Below are 24,585 nucleotides of genomic sequence, written 5' to 3' on the forward strand. Positions count from 1 at the left end.
GTCGCACCGCCGGGTGCCAAGCCGATCAACGATCCGGTGCTGTCGCGTCGCTCAGCGGCACCGCTGGGGGCGGACGCGTCGAAACGACTGGCACGGGAGCCGGGCGAGGTTTGCGGCGCGGCGTGCCGGCCCGACGCCGATCGGGCGGGTCGACGGGGCGATCGATGGCACCTGGCGGGTCGCGCACCCTGGCACCACGGCGCGCGCGGGCACAATATGGGGTGCCGGTGTGTCCGCACGGACCGGCGCCCCCCGAGTTGAGCGAGGAATGATGACCACGTCGAAGCAGTCGGTGGCGGATCCGTCCGCGCTCGACAACGAGGCGCTCCTCGGTGAGTTGACCGAGGCACTGCGACGGATCGGGCGGGGCGACCTGAAGGTCCGGCTTCCCCGCCGGGCCGGCGCGGCCGGTGAGGTGGCGGACGCCTTCAACGAGGTGGTCTCGCTCCAGGAGCGGCAGTATCTGGACCTGCGGCGGATCAGCCGGATCGTCGGTCGGGACGGCCGGCTCACCGAGCGGCTCGACGACGAGGGGCTGGACGGCTCCTGGGCGGAGGGGCAGCGGGCGATCAACTCGCTGATCGACGACCTGGGTCGGCCGACCACGGAGATCGCCCGGGTGATCGTTGCGGTCGCCGACGGTGACCTGTCCCAGCACATGGCGTTGGAGATCGACGGTCGGCCGCTGCGCGGTGAGTACCTGCGCATCGGGCGCACCGTGAACACGATGGTGGACCAGCTGTCGTCGTTCTCCAATGAGGTGACCCGGGTGGCCCGTGAGGTGGGCACCGAGGGCAAGTTGGGCGGCCAGGCCGACGTGCGGGGCGTCGCCGGCACCTGGAAGGACCTCACCGACTCGGTGAACACCATGGCGTCGAACCTCACCGGCCAGGTGCGGTCGATCTCGCAGGTGGCGACCGCGGTGGCCAAGGGCGACCTGTCGCAGAAGATCACCGTCGGCGCGCGTGGTGAGGTGGCCGAGCTGGCCGCCACGATGAACTACCTCACCGACACGCTGCGGCTCTTCGCCGAGCAGGTGACCCGGGTGGCCCGTGAGGTGGGCACCGAGGGCAAGTTGGGCGGCCAGGCCGAGGTGCCGAACGTGGCCGGCACCTGGAAGGACCTGACCGACAGCGTCAACTCGATGGCGTCGAACCTGACCGCCCAGGTCCGTAACATCGCGCAGGTCTCCACGGCGGTGGCGCGCGGCGACCTGTCGCAGAAGATCACGGTGGCGGCGCAGGGCGAGATCCTGGAGCTGAAGGACACCGTCAACACGATGGTGGACCAGTTGTCGTCGTTCGCCGACGAGGTGACCCGGGTCGCGCGTGAGGTGGGCATCGAGGGCAAGCTGGGCGGCCAGGCCCAGGTGCGCGGCGTCTCCGGCACCTGGCGGGACCTCACCGAGAACGTCAACCAGTTGGCCGGCAACCTGACCAGCCAGGTCCGCAACATCTCCCAGGTCTCCACCGCCGTGGCGAAGGGTGACCTGTCGCAGAAGATCACGGTGGACGCCCAGGGCGAGATCCTGGAATTGAAGAACACCGTCAACACGATGGTCGACCAGTTGTCGTCGTTCGCCGACGAGGTGACCCGGGTGGCCCGTGAGGTGGGCACCGAGGGCAACCTGGGCGGTCAGGCGCAGGTCAAGGGCGTTTCCGGCACCTGGCGTGACCTGACCGACAACGTGAACTCGATGGCGTCGAACCTGACCAGTCAGGTTCGCAACATCGCCTCGGTGACCACCGCTGTGGCGAAGGGTGACCTGTCGCAGAAGATCACGGTGGACGCGCGGGGCGAGATCCTGGAGCTGAAGTCGACTGTCAACACGATGGTGGACCAGTTGTCGTCGTTCGCCGACGAGGTGACCCGGGTCGCGCGTGAGGTGGGCACCGAGGGCAAGTTGGGCGGTCAGGCGCAGGTGCGCGGGGTCGCCGGCACCTGGCGCGACCTGACCGACAACGTGAACTCGATGGCGTCGAACCTGACCGCCCAGGTCCGCAACATCGCCCAGGTCTCGACGGCGGTGGCGAAGGGTGACCTGTCGCAGAAGATCACGGTGGACGCGCGGGGCGAGATCCTGGAGCTGAAGTCGACAGTCAACACGATGGTGGACCAGTTGTCGTCGTTCGCCGACGAGGTGACCCGGGTGGCCCGTGAGGTGGGCACCGAGGGCAAGCTCGGTGGTCAGGCGCAGGTGAAGGGTGTTTCCGGCACCTGGCGGGACCTGACCGACAATGTGAACTCGATGGCGTCGAACCTGACCAGTCAGGTCCGCAACATCGCCTCGGTGACCACCGCCGTGGCGAAGGGTGACCTGTCGCAGAAGATCACGGTGGACGCCCAGGGCGAGATCCTGGAGCTGAAGTCGACAGTCAACACGATGGTCGACCAGCTGTCGTCGTTCGCCGACGAGGTGACCCGGGTGGCCCGCGAGGTCGGTATCGAGGGCAAGCTCGGTGGTCAGGCGCAGGTGAAGGGCGTTTCCGGCACCTGGCGCGACCTCACCGAGAACGTCAACCAGCTCGCCTCGACGCTGACCACGCAGTTGCGGGCCATCGCCCAGGTGTCCACGTCGGTGACCCGGGGCGACCTGACCCAGCGGATCGCGGTCAAGGCCCAGGGCGAGGTCGCCGAGCTGAAGGACAACATCAACCAGATGATCGTCACCCTCCGGGAGACGACCAAGAAGAACGCCGAGCAGGGCTGGCTGGACTCCAACCTCGCCCGGATCGGCGGCCTGTTGCAGGGCCAGCGCGACCTCGGCGAGGTCTGCCGCATGATCATGACGGAGGTGACCCCGCTGGTCGACGCCCAGCTCGGCGCCTTCTTCCTGGCCGACGACACCGACGGCAGCATGCGGCTGCGGCTGACCTCCTCGTACGGGTACGTGGCGCGGGGGCACGACGTCACCTTCGGGCCGGGTGAGGGGCTGGTCGGGCAGACCGCGCTCTCCCGTCGCACGATCCGGGTCAGCGCCTCCCCGAACAGTCGGCTCACCCTGCGGTCCGGCCTGGCCGAGACACCCCCGTCCGACCTGGTGGTGCTCCCCGTCCTGTTCGAGGGCGAGCTGCTCGGGGTGATCGAGTTCGCCAGCGTGTCGGCCTTCTCCGAACTGCACCTGTCGTTCCTGGAGCGGTTGGTGCTCACCATCGGCATCGCGGTCAACACCATCCAGGCCAACCGGCGTACGGAGGAGCTTCTGGCCCAGTCGCAGCGGCTGGCGCACGAGATGCAGGAGCAGTCGGCGGAGTTGCAGCGCACCAACGCCGAGCTGGAGGAGAAGGCCACTCTGCTGTCCGAGCAGAAGGGCAACATCGAGACGAAGAACCGGGAGATCGAGCTGGCGCGGCTGGGTCTGGAGGAGAAGGCGCAGCAGCTGACCAGGGCGTCGGCGTACAAGTCGGAGTTCCTGGCCAACATGAGCCACGAACTGCGGACTCCGCTGAACTCGTTGTTGCTGCTGGCCCGTCTGCTGGCCGAGAACTCGGAGCAGAACCTCAGCCCGAAGCAGATCGAGTTCGCCCGGACCATCCACGGGTCCGGCTCCGACCTGCTGCGACTGATCGACGACATCCTCGACCTGTCCAAGATCGAGGCGGGCCGGATGGACGTCGAGCCGACCGAGATCCGCTTCACCGAGCTGCGCGGCTACGTCGAGCAGGCGTTCGCGCCGCAGGCCGAGGAGAAGAACCTGGACTTCCAGGTACGGGTGAGCAAGGATCTGCCGCCGGCGTTGGTGACCGACGCGCAGCGGTTGCAGCAGATCCTGCGCAACCTGCTCTCCAATGCGGTGAAGTTCACCGACAACGGTGCGGTGACGCTGCGGATCGCCCCGGCGGCGGAGAACGCGGTGTTCGACGTGCCGGCGCTGACGAACGCTCAGCAGGTGATCGCGTTCACCGTGATCGACACCGGGATCGGCATCTCCGACGACAAGTTGTCGATCATCTTCGAGGCGTTCCAGCAGGCCGACGGCACGACCAGTCGCCGGTACGGCGGCACCGGGCTGGGCCTGTCGATCAGCCGCGATCTGGCCCGACTGATCGGCGGCACCATCACCGTCTCGTCCGCGCCAGGCCAGGGCTCCACCTTCACGCTGTTCGTGCCGCAGGTGCTGGCCCCGGACGCGGTGGTCGTGCCGCAGATGCCGTCGCCGCAGCGCGCCGGGCTGCCGTCGTCGCTGCTGATGCCGCCGCTGGAGCTGCTGCCGGAACGGCCGGAGGCGCCGGCCACCCGTCAACTCGACGGTGCCACGGTGCTGATCGTGGACGACGACGTACGCAACGTCTTCGCCTTGACCAGCGCGTTGGAGCTGCACGGGATGACCGTGCTGTACTCGGACAACGGGGCGGACGGTGTCCGTCTGCTGGCCGAGCATCCGGAGGTGGACATCGTGCTGATGGACGCCATGATGCCCGACCAGGACGGTTACGAGACCACCCGCCAGATTCGCCGCAACCACCGGTTCGCCGACCTTCCGGTGGTCTTCCTGACCGCGAAGGCGATGCCGGGTGACCGTGAGTCGGCGCTCGCTGCCGGGGGCAGCGACTACATCACCAAGCCGGTCGACCTGGACGACCTGATCGAACTGATGTCGTCCTGGATCAACGGCAGCCGGACCGAGGAGACTTCGTGACCCAGATGGCCAAAGCGCTGCTCGTTGACGACCGGCGGCAGAACCTGACGGCCCTGGAGGCGATTCTTCAGGGCCTGCCGGTCCAGTCCGTGGCGGTGGAGAGCGGCGAGGCGGCGCTCAAGCAGCTGCTGGTGGACGACTTCGCGGTGATCCTCTTGGACGCGCAGATGCCGGACATGGACGGCTTCGAGACGGCGAGCCACATCAAGCGCCGCGAGCGGACCCGGCACGTGCCGATCATCTTCCTCACGGCCGCCGACCGGGACGCCCAGCTCGCCCTCCGGGGTTACCAGGTGGGCGCGGTGGACTACCTCACCAAGCCGTTCGACCCGTGGGTGCTCCGGGCCAAGGTGTCGGTCTTCGTCGAGCTGTGGGTGAAGACCCGCCAGTTGGCCGCCCAGTCGGATCTGGTCCGGGAGCGTGACACGCAGTGGCGGCGGCTCACCGAAGCGGTCGACGAGGCGACCGCCCAGCTCCGCTCGGACGACCCGGAGGTCCGCGACCGGGCGGTGAGGCTGCTTGAGCAGGCCCGATGGGGCAACACCGCCTGACGCGGCGGGGCGGCTCAGCCGGTGGGCTGGTCGTTACGGATCATCAGGGCACTGCGCAGGCCGGTGATGTCCAGTACGCGGATCAGGAAGTCGCCCACGTGCGTCAGCATCAGCAGGCTCTGCGCGTGGCTGGCTTTGCGGCTGAGCACGACAAGGGTGCCCAGGCCCTGCGAGTCGCAGAAGGTGACGCCGCCGAGGTCGAGGATGATCTTCGGGGGTGGGTCGGCCAGCACCTCGTTGACGACGGTGGAGAGCTGGGCCGCTGTGAGCATGTCGATCTCACCGGCCAGGCGCAAGACTGCTTCGTCGCCCGTCCGGTGTAGCGTGATGGACAGTTCGGCACGATCCACCCGGTCAGCCTAGCGCGATCCGACCGACCTGGCCTGTCGAGGCCGCGAGCCGTCACCGTCCAGGCCGCGAGGCCCCCCGTGTCCGCGCTGCTGACCGGCGCGGGTCACAGGTGAGCCGGGTAACCCCACCACGGGGTGGCTGCTGGTTGACCGTCCGGCGCTGTCACAATGGCGGCATCGTGACCGACATCTTCTCCGCCGGATCCGGCCGCTACCCAGCCGACGCGCCGGCCTCCGAGGCCCTGTTCGACCGCGCCCGCGCCATCGTGCCGGGCGGGGTGAACTCCCCTGTGCGCGCCTTCCAGGCGGTCGGCGGCACCCCGCGTTTCATGGTCCGTGGTGAGGGCCCGTGGCTGTACGACGCCGACGGTCGCCGCTACGTCGACCTGGTCTGCTCCTGGGGTCCGCTGATCCTCGGGCACGCCCACCCGGAGGTGGTGGAGGCCGTCCAGGCCGCCGCCGCCCGGGGCACCAGCTTCGGCACGCCCACCCCCGGTGAGGTGGAGCTGGCCGCCGAGATCGTCGCCCGGACCCCGGTCGAGCAGGTCCGCCTGGTCAACTCGGGCACCGAGGCGACAATGTCGGCGATCCGGCTGGCCCGCGGCTTCACCGGCCGCTCGAAGATCATCAAGTTCGCCGGTTGCTACCACGGCCACGTCGACGCGCTGCTCGCCGCCGCCGGCTCCGGCGTGGCCACCCTGGGCCTGCCCGACTCGCCCGGCGTGACCGGCGCGGCGGCCAGCGAGACGATAGTGCTTCCGTACAACGACATCCGGGCCGTCGAAGAGGCCTTCGCCGCCGAGGGCCCGCACATCGCCGCGGTGATCACCGAGGCCGCCGCCGGCAACATGGGTGTGGTGGCCCCCCGCGACGGCTTCAATCAGCAGCTCGCCCGGATCGCGCACGCCCACGGCGCCCTGCTGGTGGTGGACGAGGTGATGACCGGATTCCGGGTCTCCCGCGCCGGGTGGCACGGCCTCGACGCCTCCGACGCGGACCTGTGGACGTACGGCAAGGTCATGGGTGGCGGCCTGCCCGCCGCGGCGTTCGGCGGGCGCGCGGACATCATGGCGCGGCTCGCGCCGGCCGGCCCGGTCTACCAGGCCGGCACCCTCTCCGGTAACCCGCTGGCCTGCGCCGCCGGCCTGGCGACCCTGCGGCTCGCCGACGACGCGCTGTACCAGCGCCTCGACGAGACGGCCGCCGTGGTGGGCAAGCTCGCGTCCGACGCGTTGGCCGCCGCCGGGGTCCCGCACCAACTGTCGTACGCGGGCAGCATGTTCTCGATCTTCTTCACCGACGCCGACGTGGTCGACTACGACAGCGCGCGCACCCAGCAGGTGCCCGCGTTCAAGGCGTTCTTCCACGCGATGCTCGCCGCCGGCGTCTACCTGCCGCCGAGCGCGTTCGAGTCGTGGTTCGTCTCGGCGGCGCTCGACGACGCCGCTCTGGAGCACATCGCCGCCGCGCTGCCCGCCGCAGCGAACGCGGCGGCAGCGGCTGGTCACGGGGGGTAGACAACCTTGAGCAAGACTGTGGTTCACGTGCTGCGGCACGGCGAGGTGCACAACCCCGATCAGATCCTCTACGGCCGGCTGCCCGGTTTCCGCCTCTCCGAGCTGGGTGTGCAGATGGCCAAGGCCGCTGCGGAGGGCCTGGCCGAGCGGGAGATCGTGCACGTGGTGGCCAGCCCGCTGGAGCGCGCCCAGCAGACCGCCGAGCCGATCGCCGCCCAGTTCGGGCTGCCGGTCGGGGTGGACGAGCGGCTGATCGAGAGCGCCAACTGGTTCGAGGGCAAGAAGGTCTCTCCGGGTGACGGGTCGTTCCGCGACCCGCGCAACTGGTGGGTGCTGCGCGACCCGGTGACCCCCTCCTGGGGTGAGGCGTACCGGGTGATCGCCGAGCGGATGTTCGCCGCCGTGCACGCCGCCCGGGTCGCCGCCGAGGGACGCGAGGCGGTGCTGGTGTCGCACCAGCTCCCGATCTGGACGTTGCGCCGTCACGTAGAGCGCAAGCGGCTCTGGCACGACCCGCGCAAGCGGCAGTGCGGCCTGGCGAGTCTGACCTCGTTCCACTTCGACGGCGCGAAGGTGGCGGGCATCGGCTACAGCGAGCCGGCCGCGCACCTGATCGCCCTCTCCGCGACCGCCCGGACGGCCAAGGGGGCCTGATGAACGCCCGGAGGTGGACTGCCGGTCTGCTCGCCACCGTCGCCGCGGTGGCGCTGGTCGGCTGCACGTCCGGGGGCGGCGGGGAGAAGCAGTGCACCAGCGACGGCCTCACGATCACCTGTGCGCCGGACCAGCGGTCGAAGACGCCCAAGGTGGTCGGCGAACTGCTCACCGGTGGCCAGTACGACGTCTCCCAGGCACGCGGTCAGGTCGTCGTCGTCAACTTCTGGGGTTCCTGGTGCGCGCCCTGCCGCGCGGAGGCTGACGACCTGGAGGACACCTACCAGGCCACCAAGGCGTCCGGGGTGACCTTCCTGGGCATCAACGTGCAGGACAGCAAGGACAAGGCGATCGCCTTCGAGCGGGGGCGGGTCACCTACCCGAGCATCTTCGACCCGTCCAGCAGCCAGGCGCTGAACTTCGACATCCCGCCCAATTCCACGCCGGCGACGGTGGTCCTCGATCGCGACCGCCGGATCGCCGTGGTGATCCGTCGCGCCGTGACCAGGGACGAGCTACGGCCGATCGTCGAACGGGTCGCCGCCGAGAAGCCGGCGCCGAACTGATGGGCGAGACCTTCCGGGAGTTGGCCCTCAGCGGGCCGCTGCTGCTCGCCATCGGCGCGGCGGCGCTCGCCGGCCTGGTCAGCTTCCTCTCCCCGTGCGTCCTTCCGCTCGTCCCCGGCTACCTGTCGTACGTGACCGGTCTGGCCGGCGCGGACCTGGAGGGCCGGCGGCCGCAGGCCGATCCCGTGCCGGCCGGCGGGGGCGTCGCGGTCAAGGAACGGGTCGCGCGGGTCGGCGCGGTCAAGGGTCGGGTGCTCGCCGGGACGCTGCTCTTCATCGGCGGCTTCACAGTCGTCTTCGTGGCCACCGCGATCCTCTTCGCCAGCATCGGTCGGGTGTTCTTCGACTACAAGCGCGAGTTGCAGATCGGCGTTGGAGTGCTGGTCATCGTGGCGGGGTTGAGCTACCTCGGGATGATCCCGGCCCTGCAACGGGAGTTCCGGATCTCCCGGCTGCCGTCGGCGGGGCTGCTCGGCGCACCGGTCTTCGGGGCGGTCTTCGCGCTCAGCTGGGTGCCCTGCACCGGCCCCACCCTCGGCGCGGTGATGGGCATGGCCACCGCCAGCGGCCAGAGCGACCGGGCCGTGGTGCTCGCCGTGGCGTACTGCCTCGGGTTGGGGATACCGTTCATCGTCTTCGGGCTGGGTTTCGAACGCCTGCTCGGGGTCTTCCGCGCCGTCCGGCGCAACAGCCGCTGGGTCACCCGGGTCGGCGGCGCCCTGCTCATCCTGATCGGTCTGGCCCTGGTCACCGGCGGATGGCAGAGCTTCGTGATCTGGCTGCAAACCACCGTCGGGGTGGGCGAGGTGAGCATCTGATGACGGTCGTCGACGACCGACCGGAGACCGCGGCGCCCGCGCCACGCCGCCGGCCGAACCGGCTGCTGGCCCTGCTGCGCAACTCGTGGCGGCAGCTCACCAGCATGCGTACGGCGCTGATCCTGCTCTTCCTGCTCGCGATCGCCGCCATTCCCGGCTCGGTGCTGCCGCAGCGCGGAATCAGCCCGGAGAAGGTCAACGAGTACTTCGTCGACCACCCCGACTGGGCCCCCCGACTGGACCGGATCGGCGCGTTCGAGGTCTTCGGGTCGGTCTGGTTCTCCGCGATCTACCTGCTGCTGTTCACCTCCCTGATCGGCTGCATCACGCCCCGGCTGCGCGACCACGTCCGCACGCTGCGGTCCCGTCCGCCGGCCGCGCCGAAGCGGATGGCCCGACTGCCGCAGCACACAGTGCTGCCCGCCCCGCCCGGTGGGGCGGCGGCGATCGCGGAGGTGCTGCGCAAGCGGCGCTGGCGCGTCGAGGTGCGCGGCGACGAGGTCTCCGCCGAGAAGGGCTACCTCAAGGAGACCGGCAACCTGCTGTTCCACACCTCGCTGATCGCTGTGCTGATCGGGGTGGCGCTCGGTTCCTGGTACGGCTGGAGCGGCAACCGGCTGCTGGTGGCCGGCGCGGACAACGCGTTCTGCAACACCCGCCAGCAGTACGCCGAGGCGAAGCTCGGCCCCCAGGTGGACAGCGCCGACCTGCCCGGCTTCTGCCTGCGGCTGGACGACTTCCAGGCCCGGTTCCTGGCGTCCGGCCAGCCGGAGTTCTTCAACGCCAGGGTGACCGTCAACGGTCCGGACGAGCCGACCCGCAGCGCCGACTTCTCGGTGAACTCGCCGCTGCGCCTGAACGACGCGAGCGTCTACCTGCTCGGCCACGGGTACGCCCCGGTGATCCGCTACACCGACCGGTTCGGCAACAGCCAGATCAGTGACGAGCCGTTCCTGACCACCGGCGACATGGGCCTGACCAGCGAGGGGCTGGCGGCCTTCCCGGACGCGAACGTCGACCCGGCGACCGGCCAGCGCGCACCGGATCTGCAGATGGCGTTCACCGGCATCTACCTGCCTACCGCGCCCGAGCAGGCGCCGTTCGTCCGCTCGCAGTACCCGACCGAGCGCAACCCCGCGCTGAACCTGGTCGCCTACCGCGGCAACCTCGGGCTGGACGCCGGTATCCCCGGCTCGGTCTACCAGCTCGACCAGCGGCAGGTGCGGGCCGGCAAGGTCAAGGAAGTCGGCACCAAACTGCTCCGCAAGGGCGAGACCTGGAAGCTGGACGACGGCACGACAGTCGAGTTCCTGGGCACCGAGCGGTACGTCACCCTCTCCGTCCGGCACGATCCCGGCTCGACGATGCTGCTGGTCAGCTGCGGCGTCCTGCTGATCGGGCTGATGGGTTCGCTGTTCGGAAAGCGCCGCCGGGTGTTCTTCCGGGTGGTGCCGGCCGACCCCGGGGACGGATCTCCGACGAGCGGTAGTAGCTTGATGGAGGTCGGTGGGTTGCCGCGCACCGACTATCCAGGGTTTGCCGACGAGTTCACCCAGCTGGTCGCCGCCGTCAGCGGTGCCGAGCGGGCTGGTGCTGGCGCTGACTCCGCTGACCGGGCCGGCGTGCGAGAAGGAGCCGAGTGATGTCCGCACTCTCCGACAATCTGGTGACATTCGCGATCCTGGCGTACCTGGTCGCGATGATCGGCCACGCCGTCGAGTACGCGCTGGGCAACGCCCGTACCCGGGTCGCCACGGCGGCTCCGGTGCGCGAGTTGGTAGGTGCCGGTGGCGTCCCGACGCCGTCCGCGCCGGTCCCTTCGCCACCGACGGTCGACCGTTCGGCCGGGCGGGCCCGGCTCGCGGGCCTGATCGGGGTGGGCGCCACCGCGGTGGCCGCCGCGCTGCACCTGGGGGCACTGGTCACCCGTGGGCTCGCCGCGGACCGGATGCCGTGGGGCAACATGTACGAGTTCGTACTCACGGTGACGTTCATCGGGGTGGCCGCCTGGCTGGTGGTGCTCTGGAAGCGGCCGTCGCTGCGTAAGCTCGGGCTCTTCCTCACCCTGGTGATGGTGCTGCTGGTCGCCACCGCCGAGCTGGTGCTGTACGTGCCGATCGTGCCGCTGGTCCCGGCGCTGAACTCGTACTGGTTCATCATCCACGTCTCGACGATCGTCTTCGCGTCCGGCATCTTCCTGCTCGGCGTGGTGCCGGCGGTCGGCTTCCTGATGCGCAGCGGGTACGAGCAGGGCAAGCGGAGTTTCCCGTACATCCTGGCGAAGCGGCTGCCCGGTGCGGCCGGCCTGGAGCGGCTGACCTTCGCGCTGCACGCCTTCGCGTTCCCGATCTTCACCTTCGCGGTGATCGCCGGTGCCATCTGGGCCGAGGCGGCCTGGGGTCGGCCGTGGGGCTGGGACCCGAAGGAGACCTGGGCGTTCATCTCCTGGGTGGTCTACGCCGGCTACCTGCACGCCCGCGCGACGCCCAGCGTGAAGCGCAACGTGGCCACCTGGATCGCGGTGCTCGGCTTCCTCACCGTGCTGATGAACCTGTTCGGCGTGAACATCTTCTTCACCGGCCTGCACTCGTACGGCGGGCTGGACTGACCTGGACGTGGAGCGCGGGCCGGTCACGGATTCCGTCAGTGACCGGCCCGCGTCTACGGGGTGGGTCGCCAGGCCCGCATGGCCCGCTCGACCTGGACGGTGACCTGGTAGGACACCTCCGGTAGATCAGCCAACTCGATCCGCTCACCGCGCATCGCCAGTTGGGCGTGCAGCTCCCGGGCGACGGCGTCACGAAGCTCGACCAGCAGGGGCGACAACCCGTCCGGGTCGCCGACGACGTACGCGTCCGACATGAATCCACTCTGCTCCTGCGTCCCGCCGTTCGGCCAGGCACGGTGAGATGTGTCTGCCGGGCTTGACCCGGCCCTGGGCGGCGATATGGCGGTGTCCCGCGCGTGGTCGCCCGTTGATCCACTCGGCTTTCAGGAAGTCGGGGTGTCCTGCGGCCCGGGACGCCCCGACTTCGCGAAACCCGAGTAGATCTTGTCGTCGCCCGCCGCTCCCCGCGATCAGCCGCCGAACCAGCCGGGCACGTCGAGCCGGAACCAGTTGGCCGAGGCCATGGTGCCGAGGTCGTCTTCCATCGCGGTGACCCGTTCCGGGCCGAGCGTGTCCGCCCACTGTGCACGCAGCCGGTCGAAGATCTCGGCCGAGCGGCGTAGCCCGTCGGCGCCGCGCGGGGTCACCCGGACCAGCCGCCGTCGGGCGTCGGTGGGGTCGTCGACCCGCTCCAGGTAGCCGACGGCCACCAACCGGTCGACGGTCTTGCCGGCGGCCTGTTTGGAGATGCCCAGCCGTTGGCCCAGCTCGGTGGCGGTGGTGCCCTCCGCGCCGACCGCCTGGAGCACGAACCCGTGCAGCGGTCGCAGCTCCGGATGCCCCTCCCGGGCCAGCTCGGCGTGCAGATCGTCGATCAGCGTCCGGAAGCCGGCCAGCAGCAACAGCGGCAGCGCGAAGCCGGGGCGCGCGGGATCAGCGCTTGCCATGTTCGACAACCACGTTTACTATTTCGTCAACCACGTTGACCATCTTACGTCGTCCGATCCAAGCTCTGGAAAGTAGGCAGCTATGCCCGTCTTCACCGCTCACACCGCCGAGACCGCGCCCGCCGCCGCCCGACGAGCCATCGAGGGCGTACACGGCCGGTTCGGCTGGCTGCCCAGCGCGGTGGCGCTGATGGCCGAATCGCCGCAGTTGCTCACCGGCTTCCTCACCGCCAGCGCGGGCTTCGAACAGACCGACCTCGCCCCGCTGGAGCGGGAGGTGGTCATCCTGGCGGTCTCCACCAGTCACGAATGCCATTTTTGCGTCGCCCTGCACAGCGGCAAGCTCACCCAACTCGGCGCGACCGCCGAACTGATCACCGCGCTGCGTGCCGGCTCGGCGCTGCCCGAACCACGCCTGGAGGCGTTGCGTCGGTTCACACTGGCCGTGCTCGACCACCGGGGCGCAGTGCCGGACGACGAACTGGACGACTTCCTGGCCGCCGGCTACCAGCCCCGGCACGCGCTGGACGTGGTGCTCGGCGTCGGTGCGTACACCATGTCCACCTTCGCCAACCGGCTCACCCGGGCACCGCTCGACCCGCCACTGGCCGCCCACGCCTGGACGCCCGCCGCCTGACCGCTGACACCTGCGGCCCCCTGCTCAGGCCGCTTGGAGGAAGTCACGCAGCAGGGCGAGCATCTCGTCCGGACGCTCCTCGTACAGCCAGTGCCCGCAGTCCTCGATCACCTCGCCGCGGACCGTGTCGGCGTACCGGCGGACCTGCTCGGCGACCTGCCCGCCGAGGCTGGCCGCCGATCCGACGGCCAGCACCGGCATGGTCAGCTTCGTGCCCCGGTACGCAGCGTTGTCCGCGACGTCCTGCTCGAACGCCCGGAAGTAGGCGAAGCTGGCCCGCAGATGTGCCGGATCGCGCAGATGGCTTGCGAACTCCTCGATGTCGGGCGCGCTGATGCTGCCCTTGCGCACCATCAGCGCGTCGGTGAACCTGTCCACCCAGAGCGACTCCCGCCCGTCGACCAGTGCCTCCGGAAGCCCGTTGCCGAGAGAGAAGTAGCCGAAGTTCCACACCCCGGGCCCGGCCGAGGTGAGCGCGGGGAACGTGTAGATGCTCTCGTCGGGGATCGGCGCCTCGGTGAGCGCCAGTCGGCTCACCCGCTGCGGATGGGCGGCGGCGTACGCGTACGCCACCATGGTCCCCAGGTCGTGCCCGACCAGTCGAAGGTCACTGACCAGGCCGAGCTGGTCGAGTAGTCCGTGCAGGTCGGCGGCGACCGTCTTCTTGTCGTACCCGCCGTCCGGGGCGTCGCTGCCCCCGAAGCCGCGCAGGTCGGGCGCTACCACGTCGAAGGAGCGCCCCAACTCGGGCAGCAGGTGCCGCCACATGTACCAGCACTGCGGGTACCCGTGCAGCAGCACCAGCGGCGGGCCGGCACCCCCACGGACGTAGTTCATGGTGATCTGGCCGACCCGAGCCCGCTGCTCGGTGAACCCCGCCGGAACCCGTTCCACGCCCATCGCCGCCTCCGCCCGCCGTCCGTCTGCCCGGCTACCCGCTCAACCGCCCGCCATGCCCGCGAGGTTTGGGTTCTGCCGGTTGATCCACTCGCCTTCCTTGAAGTCGCGGTGTCTGGCGGCCTGGGACACCGCGACTTCCTGAAAGCCGAGTCGATCTAGGCGCGCCGCCCGCCGCCCGCCGCTGACAGGGGGGCGATCGCGAGCGTCACAGCACCCGGCTTGGGCCGTTCGGGAGCCCGTGCGGGAGACTGGGTGACATGGCGGCTCGTGGCTTCCCGTACACCGATCTCAAGGACTTCCTCGCGGCGCTGGAGCGCGCGGGGGAGTTGCGCCGGGTCGACGTCCCGGTCGATCCGACCCTGGAGATCAGCGAGGTGGTCACCCGGACGGTGCGGGCCGGCGGCCCGGCGCTGCTCTTCGAGCGTCCGACCCGGGGCGAGATGCCGGTGGCGATCAACCTGTTCGGCACCGAGAAGCGGATGGCGATGGCCCTCGGGGTGGAGAACCTCGACGAGATCGGCGCGCGGATCGGCGAGATGCTCAAGCCGGAGCTGCCGCAGGGCTTCTCGGGCATGATGGGCGGGCTCGGCAAGGTCATGCAGCTCAAGTCCATGCCGCCGAAGAAGGTCAAGACGGCCCCCTGCCAGCAGGTGGTCTACCGCGGCGACGACGTCGACCTCAACCGGTTGCCCGGGCTGCAGGTCTGGCCGGGCGACGGCGGGATCTTCCACAACTTCGGGCTGACCCACACCAAGCACCCCGAGACGGGCAAGCGCAACCTCGGGCTCTACCGCCTGCAGCAGCACTCGCACAACACCATCGGCATGCACTGGCAGATCCACAAGAACTCCACGGCGCACCACGCGGTCGCCGAGCGGCTCGGGCAGCGCCTGCCGGTCGCGATCGCCATCGGCGCCGACCCCGCGGTCGCCTACTCGGCCAGCGCGCCACTGCCAGCGGACATCGACGAGTACCTGTTCGCTGGTTTCCTGAGCGGCGAGCGGGTGGAGATGGTCGACTGCCTGACCGTGCCGCTACAGGTGCCGGCGCATGCGCAGATCGTGCTGGAGGGTTACATCGAGCCGGGCGAGCGACTGCCGGAAGGCCCGTTCGGCGACCACACCGGCTTCTACACGCCGGTCGAGCCGTTCCCGGTGATGCACATCGAAGCGATGACCATGCAGCGCAACCCCGTCTACCACTCGATCGTCACGTCGCAGCCACCGCAGGAGGACCACGGCCTCGGCAAGGCCACCGAGCGGATCTTCGCGCCACTGCTGCGCTTCCTGATCCCGGACATCGTCGATTACAACCTGCCCGCCGCCGGGGTCTTCCACAACTGCGCGATCGTGTCGATCCGTAAGCGCTACCCGAAGCACGCCCAGAAGGTGATGAACGCGATCTGGGGCGCGCACATGATGTCGCTGACCAAGCTGATCGTGATCGTCGACGAGGACTGCGACGTGCACGACTACAACGAGGTGGCCTTCCGCGCCTTCGGCAACGTCGACTACTCGCGCGACCTGCTGCTCACCGAGGGCCCGGTGGACCACCTCGACCACGCGTCGTACCAGCAGTTCTGGGGCGGCAAGGCGGGCGTCGACGCGACCCGCAAGCTACCCACCGAGGGCTACACCCGCGGCTGGCCGGAGGGGATGAGCATGAGTCCCGAGGTCACGTCCCTGGTCGACAAGCGCTGGAAGGAGTACGGAATCTGATGGCCGTCATCGACGCACCGGCGGCGAAGCCGGGCCGGACCAAGTCCTTCCTGAAGCTCGTCGCCGTCGAGCACTCCGTCTTCGCGCTGCCGTTCGCGTTCCTCTCCGCGCTGGCCGCCATGCAGATCAACGGCGGCCGGGTACGGTGGCTCGACCTGCTGCTGATCACCGTGGCGATGGTCGGGGCGCGGACGTTCGCGATGGCCGCCAACCGGATCCTCGATCGCAAGATCGACGCGCGGAACCCGCGTACCGCCGGTCGGGAACTGGTCACCGGAGCGGTGAGCGTGCGGACGGCCTGGACCGGCGCGGCCGTCGCACTCGTGGTCTTCCTCGTCGCCGCCGCCCTGCTCAACCCGCTCTGCCTGGTGCTCGCGCCGCTCGCCGTGGTGCCGCTGGTCGTCTACCCCTACGCCAAGCGGTTCACCAACTGGCCGCACGCCATCCTCGGTATCGCCCAGGCGGTCGGCCCGGTCGGCGCCTGGCTGGCGGTCACCGGCACCCTGGACGGGTCCGGGCCGGCCTGGCTGCTCGGCGCGGCGGTGGGGCTGTGGATCGGCGGCTTCGACCTGATCTACGCCTGCCAGGACTCCGAGATCGACCGGGAGATCGGCGTGCACAGCGTGCCCGCCCGGTACGGTCGGCGCTTCGCGCTGCACGCCTCCTCCGTCGCGCACGTGGTGACCTTCGCGCTGTTCGTCTGGTTCGGTGCGCTGATCGGTCTCGGCTGGCTCTGGTGGATCGGGCTGGCGTTGACCGCCGTGGCGTTCGCCTACCAGCACCTGGTGGTCACCCCGACCGATCTCAGCAAGGTCAACCGGGCGTTCTTCACCGCGAACGGGTTCGTCGGCATCGCGCTGTTCTTCTTCGCCCTGCTCGACCTGGTGATCCGGCTCGGCCTACGGCCCTGAGGTCGGCGGGCTGGTGCTGACCGGGTAGCGGGCGCTCTCGAAGGTCCAGTCGATGGTCCCGCGCACGGCGTTCGCGATCCCGTCGAGATGGTGGGCGACCGTCTCGTCCAACGCCGGGCCGAACGAGGGCACCGCGGCTCGCAACGCGACGAAGCGCCGCATCGCCTCCCGCCAGTGCTCGGCGGCCCGCTCGGCCGCCTCCGCCTCCGGAACGCCCAGTTCGGCCTCGATGGCGAGGACCAGATTGTGCCCGCCCGAGGTCGCCCGGTCCCGTTTCAGCGAGGCCAGGTCGTTGTACCAGGAGAGCAGGTCGTTGCCGGTGCGGGCGATCTGACGCAGCAGCGGGTGGTGGTAGACCGGGTCGGGCAACGGTCGGCCGCTGACGAACTCCACGAGCGGGTACGACACCTCCGCCGCCGAGGTCGACCGACGTAGCTCGACGTACTCGTCCACGCTCGGACGGCGGCCGGCCTCCTTGCTGACGGCTTCCTGCCAGGTGCCGTCGAGGTGCCGGGCCACCGCGTCGGCGAAACGCTGCCGCCACCGTGCCGGCATCCGGCGGCGCGGCTCCCGCCAGGCCAGCACCAGCAGTCGGCGCAGCGGGCCGGTCAGCCCGGCCTGCCGCAGCCGGGTGCCGTCGTGCAGGAGTGCCAGGGTGCCGTTGCGCAGCGCCCGGATCTGCTCCGGCGTCAACCGGTCCGGCCCGTCGCAGGCGTCATCGACCAGAAAGAACCAGGTGAACATCGCGGCCAGCACCCGCAGGTCGGCTTCGGTCGCCGCCGGGTAGAGCCGCGCGGCGTACCGGGCGAAGGCGCCCTGGGACAGCCGGCGCAGCGCGGTGTCGTCCAGTGGAAAGCCGAGCTCGGGCAGCAGATCGAGCAGCCAGTCCTGCACACGATCGACGTGTGGTGGTGGAAGCCGGGGCGGGATCGGACATTCGGCACGCAGCGCCCGGAGGATCTCGCCGGTCGTCACCGATGCCTCCTCCTCGAGATGGAGCCGGTGCGAATCGCCAGCGGCAGCATGTCAGATCGGCCGGTTGCGCCGGTGCCCCGCCCGACATGTCGGACCGGACCAACCACGGGGGTGCCCACCAGCGGACCAGCCGGACCAGGCAGGCTGGGGGCATGCGGGAACCATGGGTGGTCGGGGTCTCCGGTGCCTCCGGCACGCCGTACGCGGCGGCCGTCATCGGCGGACTGCTCGACGCGGGCGAACCGGTGGACCTGATCGTGTCCCGGGCGGCACGACTCACAGTGCTCGACGAGACCGGCCGCCCCTTCCGTGACGGGCACTGGGCCGAGGACCTCGCCGCCTGGCTGGATCGGGACCTGACCGCGGCGGATGTGCGGCACTGGCCGGCCGGCGACCTGGCCGCAGGGCCGAGCAGCGGCTCCTACCGGGTACGCGGAATGGCAGTGGTCCCGGCCAGCACTGCCGCCTGCGCGGGCATCGCGATCGGGCTCTCCAAGGACCTGTTGCAGCGTGCCGCTGAGGTCAACCTCAAGGAACGCCGTCCCGTGGTGCTGGTCCCCCGGGAGACACCGGTGACCCGCAGCCACCTGGAGCACCTCATCGCCCTGCACGACGCGGGCGCGGTGGTGCTGCCGGCCAGCCCCGGCTTCTACGGCGCCGGGGCGGCGGCCAGCGCGCAGCAACTGGTCGACTTCGTGGCCGGCAAGGTGCTGGACGCGCTCGGCGTCCCGCACACCCTGTTCCGGCGATGGTCCGGCCAGCTCGGCGCAGCCCGGAGCTGAGCCGTCCCGCGCGTGCTGGGCCGTCCCGCTCGCGCTGGGCATGGTTGTGCTGCTCAGCACGAGCGGTGTTGCCGCCCGGCGGTTGGCCGAAGCGGGACGCGGACCGGACTGGTGTCCGGTCCGCGTGGCGTTGTCCGCACCAGTTCAGTACATGCCGGCGTTGGCCGGACCCGGCCCCGTGGATGCTGCCGGCCCCACATTGCGTGGCTTACCGACCTCATCCACTTCGTCCAGCATGCCCTCCCCCTCAAGCAGGGCTCGCACCTCGGATTCCCGAAACCGGCGATGCCCGCCTGGAGTCCGGATGCTTCCTATCCGGCCGGCCGCCGCCCATCTCGTCACAGTTTTCGGGTCTACCCGAAACAGCGCGGCGACCTCACCCGGTGTCAGCAGGCGATCTCCAGTGTCCACAGCCCCCTCCTCGCGTCGACGAAGCCCCCGGCTGAACACACTGCCCCCGGCTGGTGCGTAGCCCAGAGCCGTCATGAGGGACGTATGGCAATTACAGCACCAGGGACATGGCCTGTCCGCCCAAACGCGAAAAATGCACTGAGTGGGGAGTTAGTAATGTTACTGGTGCTACCTCGGCCCTGACCGGCGGTTTATGAACAGTGACTCACCGCTCAGTCCAACGGGTGCCGAAGGCCGCACGTTACGCGTCAGCGGTTAAGGTGACTCTCTGTGGATGCCATCGACCTGAGCCTCGTCGACCTGCTGCGCGGCAACGCCCGCCTCTCGTACGCCGAGTTGGCCCGTCAGGTGGGTCTCTCGGCGCCGGCCGTGCACGAGCGGGTCGGCAAGCTGGAGAGCAGCGGCGTCGTCCGGGGTTACCGCGCGGATGTGGCCCCGGAGTCGATCGGGTTGGGTGTCACGGCGCTGATCGGCATCGTCGAGGACTCCGGCGCCGACAGCGACGACATGCTGGAGTCGCTGCGGGTGCTGCCCGAGATCGAGTCCTGCTACTTCATGGCCGGCGTAGAGTCGTTCCTGCTCAAGGCACGGGTCGGCACGATCGCCGAGCTGGAGCAGTTGATCGTGCGGTTGAACCGGACGCCGGGGGTGGCCTCCACCCGTACCGCCATCGCGCTCTCCACGAAGTGGGAGAACCGCCCCCAGCCGGTCGGGCCGCCCGCGGCCTGACCGCCGCGTACCCCTGGTGTCGCCCGGGCGGCCAGCGGTAGCGTGCGCCGATGACCCAGCCTGCGCGCCCCGTGGCCGTGGTGACCGGCGCTGCCGGCGGCCTGGGCCGTGCCATCGCCACCGCGCTGCACACCGACGGTTGGTCGGTGCTGCTCACCGACCTTGACCCGGTGGCGGTCCAGAGCGCCGCCGCGCCGCTCGGCGGCTGGTCGGCCGCCCTTGACGTCCGGGACGAGGCCGCCTGCGCCGCCGTCGCCGCGACCGCGGCAGGCCGGGGTGACCTCGCCCTCTGGGTCAACAACGCCGGCATCCTGGTCACCGGTGCGTCGTGGGAGCACGACGCCGCGACCCGCCGTCGGCTGCTCGACGTGAACACCCACGGGGCCATGAACGGCACCCTCGCCGCGCTGACCGTCATGCGCGCCCAGGGCCACGGCCACGTGCTCAACGTCGTCTCGCTGGCCGGGCTGATCGCCGCGCCCGGCGAGACGGTGTACGCGGCCAGCAAGCACGCCCTGCTGGCCTTCAGCCTCGGCACCCTGTCCGACCTGCGGATGGCCGGGTACCGGCGGGTGCACGTCTCCTGCCTCTGCCCGGACGGCATCTGGACCCCGATGCTGCACGACCGGCTGGACGACCCGGGGGCGGTGGCCTCGTTCACCGGATCGATGTTGACCGCGCAGCAGGTGGCGGCGCGGGCCGTCCGGCTGGCCCGCCGGCCACGTCCGGTGGTCAGCCTGCCCCGCTGGCGGGGAGCACAGGTGCGCCTGTTGGACGCACTGCCCAGGCTGGCCGTCGCACTCACCCCGATCGTCCGGGCCGCCGGCCGCGCCGGTCAGCGCCGCCAACGCCGCAGGTCAACGCCGCCGGACCCGCGCTGACCACCCCCGGCCCGCTTGCTAGGTTTCCGAGCGTGACTCATCTCGACCGGTGCGACGAATCCAGCCGAACCTGGGTGACCGAGGCGATCGCCGCCGTCGAGGCAGACGCCAACCGGTCCGCCGACACCCACCTGCTGCCGTTCCCGCTGCCCAGGGAATGGGGGATCGACCTCTACCTCAAGGACGAGTCGTCACACCCCACCGGCTCGCTGAAGCACCGGCTCGCCCGTTCACTGTTCCTCTACGGGCTCTGCAACGGCTGGATCGGGCCGCGCACCACGATCGTCGAGGCGTCGTCGGGTTCCACGGCGGTCTCCGAGGCGTACTTCGCCCGGATGCTGGGCCTGCCGTTCATCGCGGTGATGCCCTCCTCCACCTCGCCCGAGAAGATCACCCAGATCGAGTTCCAGGGCGGCCGGTGCCACCTGGTCGACGACCCGGCGAGCGTGGTGGTGGAGGCCCGGTGGCTCGCCGAGGACTCCGGCGGGCACTTCATGGACCAGTTCACCTACGCCGAGCGGGCGACCGACTGGCGGGGCAACAACAACATCGCCGAGTCGATCTACGCGCAGTTGGAGCTGGAGCGGCACCCGATCCCCGCCTGGGTCGTGGTGGGCGCCGGCACCGGGGGCACCAGCGCGACCATCGGCCGCTACGCCCGGTACCGCCGGCTCGCCACCAAGCTCTGCGTCGTCGACCCGGAGAACTCGGCGTTCTACCCGGCCTGGCTGGCCGCCGACTGGTCGGTACGCACCGGGAAGGGCTCCCGCATCGAGGGGATCGGCCGGCCCACCGTGGAGGCGTCGTTCCTGCCCTCGGTGGTGGACCGGATGGTCCAGGTGCCGGACGCGGCGTCCCTGGCCGCCATGCGCGCCGGCTCGGCGCTGCTCGGCCGACGGGTGGGCGGGTCCACCGGCACCAACCTGTGGGGCGCGTTCGGACTGATCGCCGCGATGCTCGCCGAGCGTCGGACCGGCTCGGTGGTCACCCTGATCTGCGACCCGGGTGACCGGTACGCCGACACGTACTACGCCGACGACTGGGTGGCCGCCCAGGGCCTCGACCTGGCTCCGCACCTGGCCACCATCGAACGCTTCCTGGCCAGCGGAACCTGGCCCGCCTGAAGCGGTCAGCGGAGCCCGGCCCGCCCGGGCCGTCAGCGGGGCCCGACCCACTCAGGGCCGATCGGCCGAGCCACTGGCCGTCACGAGGCTGATCAGCGCGGATCGATCCGTTCGGCCAGCCCGGGGTAGCGCACCACGTAGCCGCTGTCGTCCAGATCGATGTCGGCTGTGAAGGTGCCGCTGGCGAAGCGCACCCGACCGGGCCCGCGCCCGGTGTAGATCTGCTCGGCCGGCACCACCTCCAGGCCGGGCAGAAGCACCCAGGCGACTGTGATCCGGTGCGCCACATCGGCCGGCTCCGCCGCCATCCGAAGCCGGTGGACCGGCAGGGTGTTGAACAGCGGCGAACCGCTCAGGTCGACGTCGAGCGCGTCGGCCAGCCGGTCCGGGTCGTCCGTACCCGGCAGGCCGGCCCGGGGATGACCGGCCGCGACCAGGGCGGCGTCCAGGTCGCCCTGCTCGGCGGTGGTCACCCGCCAGCGGCCGGCGGGCCGCTCCAGGGTCACCCGGCGCAGCCAGCCGAGACCCTCTGCCTCGACCTCGACGCGGGTGGTGGCCCAGTCCGGCGTGGTGGTCAGCTGATAGCGGGCGGTCCACGGGATCGGGTCCACGGCGAGCAGAGTGCCGCGGGCCGTCAACCCGTGGCCGTCGTCGAGCAGTACCTGCTCGCTGCCGGCGGTGTCCGTACGGGACCAGAAGATCGACTTCGGCATGGTCGGCATGAGCCGGACGTTACGCGACCTGCTCGGTATCGGCAGGGCATGCGCGAACGCCGCCGCGAAGCCGGGGCTTCACGACGGCGTTCGGTGGATCAGTCAGTAGGTACGAGCTGCCGGTCGCCCGCCGAAACCGCGTCGGTCGTCACGCGGGCGGTCCTCGCGGGGCCGGTCGTCGCGGGGCCGGTCGTCCTGGACCCGGCTCTCCGGGCGGAACCCACCCCGAGTGTCCCGGTCGCCGAAGCGCCGTTCACCCTGCGGCCGGTCGCCGAAGCGCCGCTCGCCGGTCGGTCGGTCGCCCCGACCGTCGCGGTCACCGAACTGCGGCCGGTCGCCGAACCGGCGCTCGCCCTGCGGCCGGTCGCCGTACCCCCGGGTGTCCCGATCGGCGTAGCGCCGCTCGCCCTGCGGCCGGTCGCCGTAGCCCCGGTCACCCTGCGGGCGGTCGCTGTGCTGCCGGTCGCCGAAGCGCCGCTCGCCCTGCGGTCGGTCGCTGTAGCTCCGCTCACCCTGCGGGCGGCCGCCATAGCCCCGGTCACCCTGCGGGCGGTCACCGAAGCGGCGCTCGCCGGTGGGCCGGTCGCCATAGCGGCGCTCGCCCTGCGGTCGGTCGCTGTAGCTCCGGTCACCCTGCGGGCGGCCGCCGTAGCTCCGGTCACCCTGCGGGCGGTCACCGAAGCGGCGCTCGCCGGTGGGCCGGTCGCCGTAGCGGCGTTCGCCCTGCGGGCGGTCACCGAACCGGCGCGGTCCGCCCGAGCGGTCGCCGTAGCCCCGGGGCTCCGCCTCGACGCGGACCGGGACGCCACTGGGCTCGCGGGCGCCGACCAGCTCGGCCAACGCCGCGTCCCCGACCCGGACCCGGGTCTCGGCCGGCGCGACGCCGGCCTTCTCCATCATCGCCAGGGTGGTACGGCGCTGCTTGGGCAGCACCAGCGTGGCGACCGCGCCCGACTCGCCGGCCCGGGCGGTACGCCCCGCGCGGTGCAGGTAGTCCTTGGGGTCCTTCGGCGGGTCGACGTGCAGCACCAGGGTGACCCCGTCGACGTGGATGCCTCGCGCCGCCACGTCCGTGGCGACCAGCACGTTCATCCGGCCCTCACGGAACTCGGCGAGCGTCTTGGTGCGCATCCGCTGGGTCTTGCCGCCGTGCAGCCCACCGGCGCGTACGCCGACGGCCGCGAGCTGCTCGACCAGCCGGTCCACACCGAGCTGCGTGCGGGCGAAGACCATGGTCCGGCCGTCCCGGGCGGCGATCGAGGCCGCCACCGGGAACTTCTCGTGCGGCGGGATCAAGAGCATGTGGTGGTCCATGGTGGACACCGAGGCGGTGGAGGGCGCCGTGGAGTGGGTGACCGGGTCGGTCATGAACCGCTTGACCAACGCGTCGACGTCACCGTCCAAGGTGGCCGAGAAGAGCAGCCGCTGACCGCCCGCGGGCGTCTTCGCCAGCAGATCGGTCACCTCGGGCAGGAAGCCCATGTCGGCCATCTGGTCGGCCTCGTCGAGCACCGTCACCTCGACGTCGTCGAGCTGGCAGATGCCCCGCTCGATGAGGTCGCCGAGTCGGCCCGGGGTGGCCACGATGATCTCCACACCGCGGCGCAGCGCGTCGATCTGACGGTCGTACGGAACGCCGCCGACGGCGGTCTTGAGGAAGATGCCCACGGACTTGCCCAACGGCACCAGGGCGTCGTTGACCTGCATGGCCAGCTCGCGGGTGGGCACCAGGACCAGGGCGCGCGGACGCATCGGCCGGGCCCGGTTGCGGTTGGCCAGCCGGGCGATCATCGGCAGACCGAAGGCGAGCGTCTTGCCCGACCCGGTCTGCCCGCGGCCCAGCACGTCGCGGCCGGCGAGCGCGTCCGGAACGGTGGCCCGCTGGATCTCGAACGGGCTGGTGATGCCCTGCTGGGCCAGCGCGCGGACCAACTGCTCCGGAAGGCCGAGAGCGGCGAAGCTCATCGGCTCGGCGGTCTCGGTCTGAGCGGTCGCTACCGCAGGGGTGCCGGCCTCGCTCGGGGCGACGTCGAGCTGCTCCCGGGAGGCGACGGCCGCCGGGACTGAGTTGAAAACGGACGTAACGGTGCTGTGGTCAGCAGAGGTGGTCAACAAAAACCTTTCGAGCGGGGCGCATCTTCGCGATGGCCTGCC

23 protein-coding genes are annotated in these 24,585 nt (G+C 70.7%); 15 read left to right on the forward strand and 8 right to left on the reverse strand.

Going from position 1 to position 24,585, the window contains the following annotated elements:
* Positions 1-271 precede the first annotated feature (271 nt).
* Both AB0B68_RS03085 and AB0B68_RS03090 read left to right on the forward strand, forming a co-directional pair.
* Complete coding sequence (locus AB0B68_RS03085; RefSeq protein ID WP_355004796.1) at positions 272-4,639, forward strand: HAMP domain-containing protein; 4,368 nt, start codon at positions 272-274, stop codon at positions 4,637-4,639.
* Positions 4,636-5,190, forward strand: a complete 555-nt coding sequence (locus AB0B68_RS03090) for a response regulator (protein WP_357197877.1) — start codon at positions 4,636-4,638, stop codon at positions 5,188-5,190. The genes AB0B68_RS03085 and AB0B68_RS03090 overlap by 4 nt, the downstream gene beginning before the upstream one ends.
* A gap of 14 nt (positions 5,191-5,204) precedes the next feature.
* Here AB0B68_RS03090 and AB0B68_RS03095 read toward each other — a convergent pair whose 3' ends face one another.
* Positions 5,205-5,540, reverse strand: a complete 336-nt coding sequence (locus AB0B68_RS03095) for an STAS domain-containing protein (RefSeq protein WP_355004798.1) — start codon at positions 5,538-5,540, stop codon at positions 5,205-5,207.
* 179 nt (positions 5,541-5,719) lie between these two features.
* Here AB0B68_RS03095 and hemL point away from each other — a divergent pair, with 179 nt between their 5' ends.
* Genes hemL through ccsB form a run of 6 tightly spaced genes read left to right on the forward strand, consistent with a single transcriptional unit; the run spans position 5,720 to position 11,703 of the window.
* Complete coding sequence (hemL, locus tag AB0B68_RS03100; RefSeq protein ID WP_357257621.1) at positions 5,720-7,057, forward strand: glutamate-1-semialdehyde 2,1-aminomutase; 1,338 nt, start codon at positions 5,720-5,722, stop codon at positions 7,055-7,057.
* Positions 7,058-7,063: 6 nt separating this feature from the next.
* The gene (locus AB0B68_RS03105) at positions 7,064-7,711 is read left to right on the forward strand and encodes a histidine phosphatase family protein (protein ID WP_355004800.1); all 648 of its coding nucleotides are present in this window, start codon (positions 7,064-7,066) and stop codon (positions 7,709-7,711) included.
* Positions 7,711-8,277, forward strand: a complete 567-nt coding sequence (locus AB0B68_RS03110) for a TlpA disulfide reductase family protein (RefSeq protein WP_357257623.1) — start codon at positions 7,711-7,713, stop codon at positions 8,275-8,277. Before AB0B68_RS03105 ends, AB0B68_RS03110 begins: the two co-directional genes overlap by 1 nt.
* Entirely contained in the window at positions 8,277-9,095 is an 819-nt protein-coding gene (locus AB0B68_RS03115; protein ID WP_357226303.1) for a cytochrome c biogenesis protein CcdA, read from the forward strand. Before AB0B68_RS03110 ends, AB0B68_RS03115 begins: the two co-directional genes overlap by 1 nt.
* Positions 9,095-10,738 carry a cytochrome c biogenesis protein ResB gene (locus AB0B68_RS03120; RefSeq protein WP_357197890.1) on the forward strand — a complete coding sequence of 548 codons (1,644 nt, stop codon included), beginning with the start codon at positions 9,095-9,097 and terminating at the stop codon, positions 10,736-10,738. Before AB0B68_RS03115 ends, AB0B68_RS03120 begins: the two co-directional genes overlap by 1 nt.
* Positions 10,738-11,703 (forward strand): c-type cytochrome biogenesis protein CcsB, encoded by a 966-nt coding sequence (ccsB, locus tag AB0B68_RS03125; RefSeq protein WP_355004804.1) that lies wholly within the window; start codon positions 10,738-10,740, stop codon positions 11,701-11,703. The genes AB0B68_RS03120 and ccsB overlap by 1 nt, the downstream gene beginning before the upstream one ends.
* Before the next feature lie 53 nt (positions 11,704-11,756).
* Here the strand turns inward: ccsB and AB0B68_RS03130 are convergent, their stop codons facing one another.
* Together AB0B68_RS03130 and AB0B68_RS03135 are read right to left on the reverse strand one after the other, a co-directional pair.
* On the reverse strand, positions 11,757-11,957 hold the full coding sequence (locus tag AB0B68_RS03130) for a hypothetical protein (RefSeq protein ID WP_357197894.1): 201 nt from the start codon (positions 11,955-11,957) through the stop codon (positions 11,757-11,759).
* Positions 11,958-12,173: 216 nt separating this feature from the next.
* On the reverse strand, positions 12,174-12,650 hold the full coding sequence (locus AB0B68_RS03135) for a MarR family transcriptional regulator (protein ID WP_357197902.1): 477 nt from the start codon (positions 12,648-12,650) through the stop codon (positions 12,174-12,176).
* A gap of 82 nt (positions 12,651-12,732) precedes the next feature.
* On the opposite strand from AB0B68_RS03135, the gene AB0B68_RS03140 reads away from it, so the two are divergent.
* Entirely contained in the window at positions 12,733-13,287 is a 555-nt protein-coding gene (locus AB0B68_RS03140; protein ID WP_357257625.1) for a carboxymuconolactone decarboxylase family protein, read from the forward strand.
* Positions 13,288-13,311: 24 nt separating this feature from the next.
* On the opposite strand, the gene AB0B68_RS03145 is transcribed toward AB0B68_RS03140, so the two are convergent.
* Positions 13,312-14,187 carry an alpha/beta hydrolase gene (locus AB0B68_RS03145; RefSeq protein WP_357257627.1) on the reverse strand — a complete coding sequence of 292 codons (876 nt, stop codon included), beginning with the start codon at positions 14,185-14,187 and terminating at the stop codon, positions 13,312-13,314.
* A 257-nt stretch (positions 14,188-14,444) separates the two neighbouring features.
* On the opposite strand from AB0B68_RS03145, the gene AB0B68_RS03150 reads away from it, so the two are divergent.
* Both AB0B68_RS03150 and mqnP read left to right on the forward strand, forming a co-directional pair.
* Positions 14,445-15,905 carry a menaquinone biosynthesis decarboxylase gene (locus AB0B68_RS03150; RefSeq protein ID WP_124854289.1) on the forward strand — a complete coding sequence of 487 codons (1,461 nt, stop codon included), beginning with the start codon at positions 14,445-14,447 and terminating at the stop codon, positions 15,903-15,905.
* Positions 15,905-16,816, forward strand: a complete 912-nt coding sequence (gene mqnP / locus AB0B68_RS03155) for a menaquinone biosynthesis prenyltransferase MqnP (RefSeq protein ID WP_357257629.1) — start codon at positions 15,905-15,907, stop codon at positions 16,814-16,816. The genes AB0B68_RS03150 and mqnP overlap by 1 nt, the downstream gene beginning before the upstream one ends.
* Here mqnP and AB0B68_RS03160 read toward each other — a convergent pair.
* Positions 16,805-17,791, reverse strand: coding sequence for a terpene synthase family protein (locus AB0B68_RS03160; RefSeq protein WP_357257631.1), 987 nt, complete (start codon positions 17,789-17,791; stop codon positions 16,805-16,807). The genes mqnP and AB0B68_RS03160 overlap by 12 nt on opposite strands.
* A gap of 152 nt (positions 17,792-17,943) precedes the next feature.
* Here AB0B68_RS03160 and AB0B68_RS03165 point away from each other — a divergent pair, with 152 nt between their 5' ends.
* Complete coding sequence (locus tag AB0B68_RS03165) at positions 17,944-18,573, forward strand: UbiX family flavin prenyltransferase (RefSeq protein WP_355004816.1); 630 nt, start codon at positions 17,944-17,946, stop codon at positions 18,571-18,573.
* A gap of 144 nt (positions 18,574-18,717) precedes the next feature.
* On the opposite strand, the gene AB0B68_RS03170 is transcribed toward AB0B68_RS03165, so the two are convergent.
* A complete protein-coding gene (locus AB0B68_RS03170; protein ID WP_007454516.1) occupies positions 18,718-18,984 on the reverse strand; it encodes a BldC family transcriptional regulator in 267 nt (88 codons plus the stop codon).
* Positions 18,985-19,254: 270 nt separating this feature from the next.
* Between AB0B68_RS03170 and AB0B68_RS03175 the strand changes: the two genes are divergently transcribed.
* Genes AB0B68_RS03175 through AB0B68_RS03185 form a run of 3 tightly spaced genes read left to right on the forward strand, consistent with a single transcriptional unit; the run spans position 19,255 to position 21,718 of the window.
* The gene (locus AB0B68_RS03175) at positions 19,255-19,713 is read left to right on the forward strand and encodes an Lrp/AsnC family transcriptional regulator (protein WP_091395696.1); all 459 of its coding nucleotides are present in this window, start codon (positions 19,255-19,257) and stop codon (positions 19,711-19,713) included.
* Between the two features lie 50 nt (positions 19,714-19,763).
* A complete protein-coding gene (locus AB0B68_RS03180) occupies positions 19,764-20,594 on the forward strand; it encodes an SDR family NAD(P)-dependent oxidoreductase (protein ID WP_357197918.1) in 831 nt (276 codons plus the stop codon).
* A gap of 32 nt (positions 20,595-20,626) precedes the next feature.
* Entirely contained in the window at positions 20,627-21,718 is a 1,092-nt protein-coding gene (locus tag AB0B68_RS03185; protein WP_357197921.1) for a PLP-dependent cysteine synthase family protein, read from the forward strand.
* Positions 21,719-21,810: 92 nt separating this feature from the next.
* On the opposite strand, the gene AB0B68_RS03190 is transcribed toward AB0B68_RS03185, so the two are convergent.
* Positions 21,811-22,431, reverse strand: coding sequence for a putative glycolipid-binding domain-containing protein (locus AB0B68_RS03190; protein WP_357257753.1), 621 nt, complete (start codon positions 22,429-22,431; stop codon positions 21,811-21,813).
* Between the two features lie 102 nt (positions 22,432-22,533).
* Positions 22,534-24,396 (reverse strand): DEAD/DEAH box helicase, encoded by a 1,863-nt coding sequence (locus AB0B68_RS03195; protein ID WP_357257755.1) that lies wholly within the window; start codon positions 24,394-24,396, stop codon positions 22,534-22,536.
* Positions 24,397-24,585 lie beyond the last annotated feature (189 nt).

Origin of the sequence: Micromonospora sp. NPDC049049 (assembly GCF_040649115.1) — a bacterium.
In the GTDB taxonomy this organism is placed as follows: Bacteria; Actinomycetota; Actinomycetes; order Mycobacteriales; family Micromonosporaceae; genus Micromonospora.

What these genes read in the sequence shown, in the direction of transcription:
- AB0B68_RS03195 (WP_357257755.1), bottom strand. Translation starts at nt 24,396, where the DNA reads ATGAGCTTCGCCGCTCTCGGCCTTCCGGAGCAGTTGGTCCGCGCGCTG.
- ccsB (WP_355004804.1), top strand. Translation starts at nt 10,738, where the DNA reads ATGTCCGCACTCTCCGACAATCTGGTGACATTCGCGATCCTGGCGTAC.
- AB0B68_RS03120 (WP_357197890.1), top strand. Translation starts at nt 9,095, where the DNA reads ATGACGGTCGTCGACGACCGACCGGAGACCGCGGCGCCCGCGCCACGC.
- AB0B68_RS03190 (WP_357257753.1), bottom strand. Translation starts at nt 22,431, where the DNA reads ATGCCGAAGTCGATCTTCTGGTCCCGTACGGACACCGCCGGCAGCGAG.
- AB0B68_RS03110 (WP_357257623.1), top strand. Translation starts at nt 7,711, where the DNA reads ATGAACGCCCGGAGGTGGACTGCCGGTCTGCTCGCCACCGTCGCCGCG.
- AB0B68_RS03145 (WP_357257627.1), bottom strand. Translation starts at nt 14,187, where the DNA reads ATGGGCGTGGAACGGGTTCCGGCGGGGTTCACCGAGCAGCGGGCTCGG.
- AB0B68_RS03150 (WP_124854289.1), top strand. Translation starts at nt 14,445, where the DNA reads ATGGCGGCTCGTGGCTTCCCGTACACCGATCTCAAGGACTTCCTCGCG.
- AB0B68_RS03140 (WP_357257625.1), top strand. Translation starts at nt 12,733, where the DNA reads ATGCCCGTCTTCACCGCTCACACCGCCGAGACCGCGCCCGCCGCCGCC.
- AB0B68_RS03135 (WP_357197902.1), bottom strand. Translation starts at nt 12,650, where the DNA reads ATGGCAAGCGCTGATCCCGCGCGCCCCGGCTTCGCGCTGCCGCTGTTG.
- AB0B68_RS03115 (WP_357226303.1), top strand. Translation starts at nt 8,277, where the DNA reads ATGGGCGAGACCTTCCGGGAGTTGGCCCTCAGCGGGCCGCTGCTGCTC.
- AB0B68_RS03180 (WP_357197918.1), top strand. Translation starts at nt 19,764, where the DNA reads ATGACCCAGCCTGCGCGCCCCGTGGCCGTGGTGACCGGCGCTGCCGGC.
- AB0B68_RS03085 (WP_355004796.1), top strand. Translation starts at nt 272, where the DNA reads ATGACCACGTCGAAGCAGTCGGTGGCGGATCCGTCCGCGCTCGACAAC.
- AB0B68_RS03130 (WP_357197894.1), bottom strand. Translation starts at nt 11,957, where the DNA reads ATGTCGGACGCGTACGTCGTCGGCGACCCGGACGGGTTGTCGCCCCTG.
- mqnP (WP_357257629.1), top strand. Translation starts at nt 15,905, where the DNA reads ATGGCCGTCATCGACGCACCGGCGGCGAAGCCGGGCCGGACCAAGTCC.
- AB0B68_RS03165 (WP_355004816.1), top strand. Translation starts at nt 17,944, where the DNA reads ATGCGGGAACCATGGGTGGTCGGGGTCTCCGGTGCCTCCGGCACGCCG.